Genomic DNA, 9,802 nt, shown 5'->3' on the forward strand with positions numbered 1-9,802 from the left:
GGGGGGGAGGACGCTGCAGGCGACCGAGGAATTCCCTCCTCATGTACCCCTTACCCTACTGCCAGAGAAATAAAAGGTACAACCTGTCATTCTGAGAGAGCGGCTGTAGTTTGCCGCGACCGAAGAATCCCCTCCTCGTACACACCTTCCTACCGGCATAAACTGGTTCCTGCTTTTCCCCGTACGGATATGTTGTTGGCAACAGCGGCGCAACCCCGCCTGCATCAAAAGACGAAGGAGGGGTGGACACAGCTGTCCACCCCTTACAAAGGAAATCCAGGGATACATATTTTTATCGGGAAACCAGGCAAATCGGAGGATACAAAATACTAACCTACGGCATGTCTGCTTTTTTCCAGACGTCTCTCCAGGCTGTGCAATTCATCCCTCAATTCTTGCGGCAACTTTTCACCAAATTGGGAAAAATGTTTCTTTATATCTTGAAGTTCTCTTTCCCAATCTGCGATCTTGACTTCCACAAGTCTTTCCATTGTTGCGGTGGTCACGTCCAGGCCATCCAGATCAAGGCTGTTGATGGAAGGCAGATAGCCGATCGGTGTTTTTATCGCCTCTTTTTTCCCATTGGTCCTATCCAGGATCCATTTCAAAACCCTCAAATTCTCGCCGAATCCCGGCCACAGAAAATTGCCGTTTTCGTCGGTGCGGAACCAATTGACATGAAATATACGAGGTGGATGTTTGATCCTTTTTCCCATCTTCAACCAGTGGCTGAAGTAATCGCCCATGTTGTATCCGCAAAAAGGAAGCATGGCCATGGGGTCCCGCCGCACCTCGCCAAGTTTTCCATACTGGGCTGCAGTTCTTTCCGAAGCCATCGTGGCCCCCAGAAAAACGCCGTGTTGCCAGCTAAAAGATTCATATACCAGCGGGGCCAGTTTGGATCTTTTGCCACCGAAGATCAGGGCCGAGATGGGTACGCCTTCAGGATTATCCCATTCCGGGGAAATACTCGGGCATTGGGTAACCGGGCTGGTGAAACGCGAATTGGGGTGGGCCCCATGGATATAATTACCATTCCTGTCTTCAAGTCCCGGTTTCCACCGTGTGCCATCCCAGGCCGTTCCCTCTGGTGGGGGCGGGTCATCACCTTGCTCCCACCATATATCACCGTCATCGGTCAGCAGGACATTGGTAAAAATGGTATTTTTCCTGATTGTCTCCAGAGCATTGGGATTCGATTTCGCATTGGTTCCCGGCACCACGCCGAAAAACCCTGTTTCCGGGTTTATAGCCCGCAATCTGCCGTCATCACCAATTCTCAGCCAGGCGATGTCATCGCCGACTGTCCAGACACGATAGCCCTGATCTTTCAGAAAATCGGGTGGCACGAGCATGGCCAGGTTCGTTTTGCCGCAAGCGCTGGGAAATGCGGCAGCCACGTATTCAACGTTTCCGGCAGGATTCTCTATGCCCATGATGAGCATGTGTTCGGCCAGCCATCCTTCATTTCTCGCCATCCAGCTGGCGATTCTCAGAGCCAGGCATTTTTTACCCAGGAGCACGTTGCCTCCGTATCCGGAACCCACGCTCCAGATAGTGTTGTCTTCAGGAAAATGAAGAATGAGGCGCCGCTCCAGGTCAAGATCAGCCTTGCCATGCAAGCCTCTGGTGAATTCACCATCCGGGCCAAGTTCGGCAAGAACCTCCGGGCCTACCCGGGTCATGATCAGCATGTTCAAGACAACGTAGATACTATCAGTCAATTCCACACCTATCTTGCTGAAGGGGGAGCCGATCGGCCCCATGGAGAAGGGGATCACGTACATGGTTCTTCCCTTCATCGACCCTTTGAATATTGCCCCCGCTTTTTTGTAGCCCTCTTCCGGGGACATCCAATTGTTGTTGGGAAGGGCATCTTCCTTTCGTTTCGTGCAGATATAGGTCAGGTTTTCTGTGCGGGCAACATCATTGACGGCGGTACGGTGATAGATGCAACCGGGCCATTTATTTTGATCAAGAGGCATCAGCTCTCCGGTGGAAAGGGCCTCTTTCTCCAGGGATTCTTTCTGTTCTCTGGAACCATCGACCCATACCACATTGTCAGGCTGGCACATTACGGCCATTTCTTTGATCCAGTTGTGTAGCTCTTTGTGATTGGTTTTCATGTTGATCGCACCCCTTGCAGTGTTGTGATATGAGCACAAAGTTTTACAAAACTTCAATTTACAAAACGTGTCGGATTTTTTGTTAACTTTTATAGTATACTCCATGAAAAAAAAAATGTCTATTAAAAACAGCAAATTGGCATCATACCTTTTTGATAAAAAAATACCAGAATCAGTCGAACAGACTCAAAAATAATCAAAAAGTGTTTTTGACACTTCAAATACCAATTGATATAATGTCGGAAAACACGGAGTTTGTCGTAGGTACATGGGAGATTATGCATGAGTAAAATATGGATTTTTAACCACTACGCCATGGCTCCTCCCTACGGTACAATGTTGAGGCATTACGACTTTGCCAAATACCTCATGAAGGCGGGCCACGATGTCACGATCTTTGCCGCAAGCGTTACTCACAACACGGAGCATAATTATATAAAAGATAACAGCCTCTACCTGGAAAAACTGATCGATGGCCGCCGCTTTGTGTTTGTTGGCACTTCACCCTATAGTGACAACAGTTTGTCACGCATCCGGAACATGCTGGAATTCTACCTGAATCTGAAAAAGGTGGTTCGCCGATTCCCACCTCCCGACATCATCTATGCGTCTTCGCCTCAACTATTGGTTCTCCATGCCGGAATACGGCTGGCCCGGCGTCTTGGTGTACCCTGTGTCAGCGAGGTGCGTGACCTCTGGCCCGAATCAATTGTTGAATACAACGACATTTCTCGCAGCAACCCGATTATCCAGGCGCTTTACATCATGGAAAAATATATCTACCGGCGTTCCGATGCCATCATTTTTACCACGGAGGGCATGTATGATTATATCCGGCACAAGGGGTGGGATGACAGTGTGGATGAAAGCAAGTGTCACTATATCAACAATGGCGTTGATTTGAAGGTTTTTTCCGAAGAAATACGGGCATTTCCCCTTCAAGACGCCGATCTTGCCCGGGAGGACACCTTCAAAGTGGTCTACTGTGGCAGCATCCGCCGGGCCAACAATATTGACTTGTTGGTGGATTGTGCGGCAGAGCTGCAAAAGCGGCCAGATACTGCGCATATTCAATTTTTGATTTACGGGGATGGTTCCTATCGCAAGGTTCTGGAGCAACGATCCCGAGAATTGAAACTGGACAACATCTGTTTCAAGGGTTTCGTGGAAAAACGCCATATACCCTATGTCCTTTCACGCAGTGACCTCAATGTGCTCAATTATCGGGCATCGGACACTCAACGTTATGGCAGCAGTGCCAACAAACTGTTTGAATACCTTGCTGCCGGCCATCCCGTGCTGGCCAACATTGATGAGGGCAAGTACCCCATTATTTCCAGGTACAGGTGCGGCGAGGTGCTGGCCGATCGATCCATTTCTGCATATGCCGATGCTGTGGAACGGTTTGCCCGTATGGACACTGAAACCTATGAAGAATACTGTCGGAATGCATTGCAGACTGCGCAGTTGTTTGACATCCCCAATCTGGCCCGGCGCCTCGAGGAAGTTTTGAACGCTTGCATCACGGACAGGAAAGAACAAAGATAAATAGCAATCCGGAATCAACATACACTCCGGGCCTGCACTTGATTGAAACACTCACCATTGAATGTGGTATTATGTCCATAAGAAGAAAGGAAAAATTGATGATGCGCAAATACATATCCTGTATCATGATTTTTGTTCTGGTGATTTTGTTGATGCCCCTGGCCGGTTGTTCGAAGGAGGAGGAACAACCCCCCGGCCACAGTGAATTTTTAACTGCATACGGCAAAGATCTTTATTTCCACGATAAACCAGTTCAACTGGTCGGCACGAATGCAGGCGGTTGGCTGGTAACTGAAAATTGGATGTGCCCCCTGGATGATTGCGATGGCGATATGCCTGACCAGAAAACCCTGATCGACGTTCTGACCCGGCGGTTTGGCGCAGAAGGTTGCCAGGAACTTCTGGATATCTACATGGACCATTGGTGGCAGGAAAGTGATTTCGATCGTATCAAAGGCCTTGGCATGAACGCAATAAGGCTGCCTTTTTCATATTTGAACCTTTTGAACCCGGATAACACCTGGAAAGAAGATGCATTTGAACGTATGGACTGGTTCATCAAATGTTGCGCTGACAGGGAGATCTTTGTCATCCTCGACCTGCACGGTGCTCCGGGCAGCCAGAATGGCCAGCACCACAGCGGTGACAGCAGTCAATCGGCTCTTTTTTCTGATGAAAAAAACATGGCCCTGACCGAGGAAATATGGGTAACCGTTGCTTCACGCTACAAAGATGACACCTGGGTCGCCGGGTACGGCCTTCTCAATGAACCTGAAGGCGGATATCAGGAAGGCAAGACCACATCGGTGCAATGGGATTTTTTTGATCGTCTCTACAGGGCAATACGTGAGGTGGATGGCCATCACCCCATCTTCATGAACAGTTGCTGGTTGACTTTCAACTTGCCGCGCCCTGACCGTTACGGGTGGGAGAATGTGGTGTATGAGTACCATAATTACTGCTGGCCGGGACAGAACAACGTCATCGTCAATTGGTTTTTTGTGAATGGTATCAAGTTGTTTGACAAACTGACCAACCATGCCGTGCCCACCCTCATCGGCGAATTTACCTTTTTTGATCGCCGTGCCTGCTGGGAATATGGATTGTCAGCCTATCATGATCGGGGTTGGTCATGGACAACGTGGACCTACAAGGTCTGCAACAATTCCAATGCCTGGGGGCTTTACAATCAAGCCGATACCGCTACCGTCGATGTTTACAATGACAGCTATGAAGAAATTGCTGAAAAATGGAGCCGCATGGGTACGGATCAATTCATCACCACTTCCACCTACGATGTACTGGAAGATTTTCTGACCGAAAGGTAAACAGGTCCGATTGTGGGCATCCATACGGGTTCCCGATACAGGGAGATAATCGGGGGTGCATGTTTTTCACCGAAGATGACGAGAAGGAGGCCGTCCATGTCTATACAGGAGGAGTCGCTGAGGCTGCATGAAAAGTGGAGAGGGAAGATAGAGGTGGTCAGCAGGGTGGAGGTCAATGACAGGAAGGATCTTTCACTGGCCTACACGCCGGGGGTAGCCGAACCCTGCCTGGCTATAAAAAACGACCCCGGCCTGTCATATCTGTACACCCGAAGGTGGAACCTGGTGGCGGTTGTAACCGATGGGTCGGCAATACTTGGCCTGGGCGATATAGGGGCAGAAGCGGGTATGCCGGTGATGGAAGGGAAATGCGTACTTTTCAAATCCTTTGCCGGTGTTGATGCTTTCCCGTTGTGTATAAACTCCCGGGATGTAGATGTGATAGTGGAGACGGTCAGTTTGATATCGAGTAGTTTCGGCGGTATCAACCTGGAGGATATTTCCGCACCGCGATGTTTTGAAATCGAGCGGAAGCTCAAGGGAAAGTGTGATATCCCGGTATTTCATGACGACCAGCATGGGACGGCTGTGGTAACTCTGGCCGCCATGATCAATGCTCTGAAAATTGTTGGTAAACGGATAGAGGATATATCCGTGGTGGTCAATGGTTCGGGTTCAGCCGGCATTGCCATTACCAGGCTTCTGCTCAAATATGGTTTGCAGGACATTGTCCTTTGCGACACCGGGGGGGCGATATTTGCTGGCCGCCCGGATCTCAATTTTGAAAAGGCTGCGATGGCCAGGATCACGAATCCCTTGAACAAGAGGGGAATGTTGAGAGATGTAATCAGGGGGGCGGATGTGTTTATCGGCGTTTCAGCTCCCGGTGTGGTTGACCGGGACATGTTAAGGAGCATGGCCCGTGAACCGATCGTTTTTGCCATGGCCAACCCGATCCCGGAAATAATGCCCGAAGAAGCAAAAGAAACAGGTGTAAAGGTGATGGGTACGGGGCGTTCCGATTATCCCAATCAGATCAACAATGTCCTTGCCTTTCCGGGGATATTCCGGGGAGCATTGGATGTCAGGGCCGCGGACATCAACGATGAGATGAAAATTGCCGCTTCCCGGGCGATAGCTTTCCTGGTAGACGGCAATGAACTGGACGCGAAATATATATTGCCCGAGCCGTTTGATGACCGGGTCGGCTCCAGAGTGGCAGCAGCGGTGGCCGGGGCCGCAAGAGAATCGGGCGTGGCCCGGTTATAAGCTGAAGAGTTCCTTCAACCGTCTGATAAAACCTTCTGACTACCGGATACCCCGTTCATTTACCCACCGCCCAGGGGCGGAAACAGGGAGACCACGTCATCGCTCCGCAAACGCGTGTTTTTCCATTGCAGGTGAGCAATATTGTTCCCGTTGACCAGAACGGTGGTAATTTTCAACCTGTCGGCAAACTCGGGTCCATAACGTTCCCCGGCCTGCCTGAGCATTTCTTTTATCGTCGTTGCCTCTGTGGAAAACTCTTTTTCCCCGGCAAGTTCTCGCAGAGAGGCAAACAATTTGACCGTAGCCATCGTTATCGTGAGCACCTTCCCTGGACAGGATATGGCCTTGTGGCATATTTTATTTTGTTTCGTCAAGCCGAAGGAATAGACGCGGATTCGATTTTGTCATCCGGTGAAAACATCGGTTCTTTCGAAATTCCCAATGCTCTCAATGTCCTGGCCCTGGGTACCCCGTTGGCATCCCAGCCCCTCATGCTGTAATACTTTGGAACCATCTCCTCCAGGCGGACCCGCGATCTTGGTTCCTCGGCGCGCTGTATTTCGTGAGTGAAGCGCTTTGGCAGGGTATCATCGGCTGCCGTCAATCCTTCCCGCAGGTTGAAAATACGGTCCATGGTGACGACACGTTTCCCCGTTTCCACCATTTGCCCCATGGTAAAGCGTCTGCCAGTGCATTCCTGATGTGCCTTGACCTGGGGAAGCATGAAGAAAGGCGGCTGGACGGGCAATGACCAGGCGGGTAAAGAGAGCGCCCTGCCGATAAGATTTCCACCGTAGACAAAACCATTGCTGAGCGCTTTGGACACGAAACGTGACCGTGCATTGAATTCGATCAGCTGTCTGGGCAGGAACATATAGACAGTAAAGATGCAGCATCCCAGCACACTTACGGCCTCCATTGTAGTCTGGTTAAGAACCACCAGGCCCGGTTTACCGGCGGTGGTCAGGGGATCACAGGTGATGGGCCCGTTGGCTTCCAGGTAAATGGCATAACCGGCAGCTATGTGGCAGCCGCCCCTGCTGGCGATGGCATAACCCAGGCCCTGGCCCATTGCCCCCCTTGGTTCGTAGGAGGCGATCTCCATCCCTTTGACATGAATGGCGTAATTTGTTCCGCCATATTTGTTGGCCAGAAAACGAACCCCCTCGGCCATATCATCGCCCAGGCCGCGGCGGTAAGCAATGTCTTCAATTGCCTGGCTTATACCGGCAGTTTTGCCGAAAGAGAGGTCGGTTTTCAACAGATCTTTCTCGCCGGCTTCCATGACAAAACCAATTGTATTGCCCAGGGAGATCGTGTCCAGACCCAGCAGGTCGGCCTGGTAATTCCATTCCAGGATGGCTGCCAGATCGTTGTTCATGATATTGGGTCCGAAAAGGCCGAGGGTCTCGTATTCGGGACCCTTCACCTTTTTTCCATCCAGTTCAACCTGTCGGCCACAGGCTATCGGGCAGCCGTGGCAACCGATATTCCTGATCAGGTATTTTTCGGCCAGGGTTTCCCCGCTGACATCATCGGCATTCTCGTACGAGCCATGCAGGAAATTCTTGGTGGGGAGGGTGTGGGTGGCGTTGCATTTGTTGACAAAGATGGCTGTACCGTAGCGAGGTAATTCTTCCCCGGTAGCCGGGTGCTCTTTGGATATGGTACGCCATTGCTTCGTCGTTTCTTTGAATTTTTCTTCATGGTAGGGACGGATTTTGTGTGTGCCCCCTGCTACAACGGCTTTAAGGTTTTTGCTGCCCATCACCGTACCCACGCCACCCCGGCCGGCAACACGTTCCTGCGATACTATGCAGGCAAAGCGCACCAGATTCTCGCCGGCTGGCCCGATCACGATTTTTCCCATTTTGGGCGGAAGTTTTTCCTGTGTTTTCTCCGTATCGAGGCCCCACAGTTCAGTGGCATCCTCGAGCGTGATCTGGTCATCATTGATGACCAGATATACGGGCTTTTTGGCTTTTCCGGTGATGATCAGTGCATCATAGCCGGCCCTTTTGAGATGTATGCCGAAATTGCCGCCGCAGTTTGAATGTACGATAGCCAGGGTCAATGGCGACTTGGTCGTGACATTGAAACGGTTGCTGCTCGGGGCACCCGTTCCGGTGAGCGGAGCGGTATTGATTATCAGCACGTTTTTTTCATCAAGAGGATCCGTGCCCGGGGGCAACATATCGTAAAGAAGCCGGGCGCCGACGCCTTTGTTGCCGATGTACAGTTCCAGCAGACGTTCGGGTAATGGGTATGTTTTGTATTTGCATGTACTTAGGTCAACCTCCAGCACTTTTCCCATATAACCGCCGATCATTGCATCTCCCCCTAGAAAATATTTTCATCGGACAGTATTATCAGGAGAATATTATTAATCTGCCCCATTCAAGTTTATCAGAAGTAGGGGAAATTGTCATTAATTTATTGCGGCAGAAGACCCATGCAAGCATCCGGACCTGTCATTGCAATTTTTGCCATGGCCCATGAACGGCCCGGTCGCCCAGCCAACATATAAAAAAAGAGAAGGAAATCGTAAGCGGCCAATGAAACTCTTGTCAATACCATTTTCCTTTCTGCCGGAAGCGGAGCAGTACGACACCACTGTTGCTATTCTCAAGAGTAACGCCTGTCATTACCCGAGATTCCACGCTGCGCTATGCTCACCCTAAAAAGGCCGGTGTTTCTCACCACCATTCCACAAAGCATAACGCCAGTGTTCTTGCGGAACACCGCTTGCTCTGAATGACAACGTAAAAGCCCTGACGGCTGGAGTAAAAGTGCACTACCTATCATTCAGGGGAGAGCGGCAGGCGACCGAAGAATCCCCTTCTCACATCCCCCGCTGTAAGGGAAAAAGGAAATACAACCTGTCATTCTGAGGGAGCCCTGTTTTTCAGGGCGACCGAAGAATCCCCTCCTCGTACACACCTTGCCACTGACCCAAACTGGTTCCTGGCTTTTATCTTTTCTCCGTACCTGTATGTTGGCTTCCCACCATTGCCATTGTCAGGCGCAACGTTTGCCTCTGCCCGAGATTCCTCGCTGCGCTATTCTTTCCCTCTGTTGTTACCATTTCTATACCATTTTCTCTATGGCTTCATGTCAGTGTTCTTTTTAAACAACGCTTGCTCGGAATGACAGGGGTGGGGAGGGCGCCGCAGGCGGCCGAAGAATTCCCTTCTCACATCCCCCGCTGTAAGGGAAAAAGGAAATACAACCTGTCATTCTGAGGAAGCCCTGCTTTTCAGGGCGACCGAAGAATCCCCTCCTCGTACACACCTTGGTATCGGCATAAACTGGTTCCTAGCTTTTATCTTTCCCCGTACAGGTATATTGACGGCAGCGGCATAGAGTGAATGGCTGCCATAGCATAGCACAGCGCTTGCTTTTACCCGAGATTCCTCGCGGCGCTATTTTTTCACTCCGGTGTTACCATTTCTATATCACATTTATCTCTGTGGCTATATGTCAGTGTTCTTGTTAAACAACGCTTGCTCGGAATGACAGGGGTGGGGAGGG

6 protein-coding genes are annotated in these 9,802 nt (G+C 50.6%); 3 read left to right on the top strand and 3 right to left on the bottom strand.

Annotation, left to right across the window (positions count from 1 at the left end):
- Positions 1 to 329: 329 nt before the first annotated feature.
- Entirely contained in the window at positions 330 to 2,126 is a 1,797-nt protein-coding gene (locus tag GX364_03610) for a phosphoenolpyruvate carboxykinase (GTP) (GenBank protein NLI69940.1), read from the bottom strand.
- A 282-nt stretch (positions 2,127 to 2,408) separates the two neighbouring features.
- On the opposite strand from GX364_03610, the gene GX364_03615 reads away from it, so the two are divergent.
- The 3 genes from GX364_03615 to GX364_03625 all read left to right on the top strand — a co-directional run bounded on the left by GX364_03615 (position 2,409) and on the right by GX364_03625 (position 6,271).
- Positions 2,409 to 3,674 carry a glycosyltransferase family 4 protein gene (locus GX364_03615; GenBank protein NLI69941.1) on the top strand — a complete coding sequence of 422 codons (1,266 nt, stop codon included), beginning with the start codon at positions 2,409 to 2,411 and terminating at the stop codon, positions 3,672 to 3,674.
- Positions 3,675 to 3,745: 71 nt separating this feature from the next.
- Positions 3,746 to 5,002, top strand: a complete 1,257-nt coding sequence (locus GX364_03620) for a cellulase family glycosylhydrolase (protein ID NLI69942.1) — start codon at positions 3,746 to 3,748, stop codon at positions 5,000 to 5,002.
- A gap of 96 nt (positions 5,003 to 5,098) precedes the next feature.
- Entirely contained in the window at positions 5,099 to 6,271 is a 1,173-nt protein-coding gene (locus GX364_03625) for an NAD-dependent malic enzyme (GenBank protein ID NLI69943.1), read from the top strand.
- Positions 6,272 to 6,330: 59 nt separating this feature from the next.
- On the opposite strand, the gene GX364_03630 is transcribed toward GX364_03625, so the two are convergent.
- The gene (locus GX364_03630) at positions 6,331 to 6,579 is read right to left on the bottom strand and encodes a MoaD/ThiS family protein (GenBank protein ID NLI69944.1); all 249 of its coding nucleotides are present in this window, start codon (positions 6,577 to 6,579) and stop codon (positions 6,331 to 6,333) included.
- A gap of 62 nt (positions 6,580 to 6,641) precedes the next feature.
- Positions 6,642 to 8,600, bottom strand: a complete 1,959-nt coding sequence (locus GX364_03635; GenBank protein ID NLI69945.1) for an aldehyde ferredoxin oxidoreductase family protein — start codon at positions 8,598 to 8,600, stop codon at positions 6,642 to 6,644.
- Between the last annotated feature and the right edge of the window lie 1,202 nt (positions 8,601 to 9,802).

Source organism: Bacillota bacterium, assembly GCA_012518215.1.
Classification (GTDB): Bacteria; Bacillota; Dethiobacteria; order DTU022; family PWGO01; genus JAAYSV01.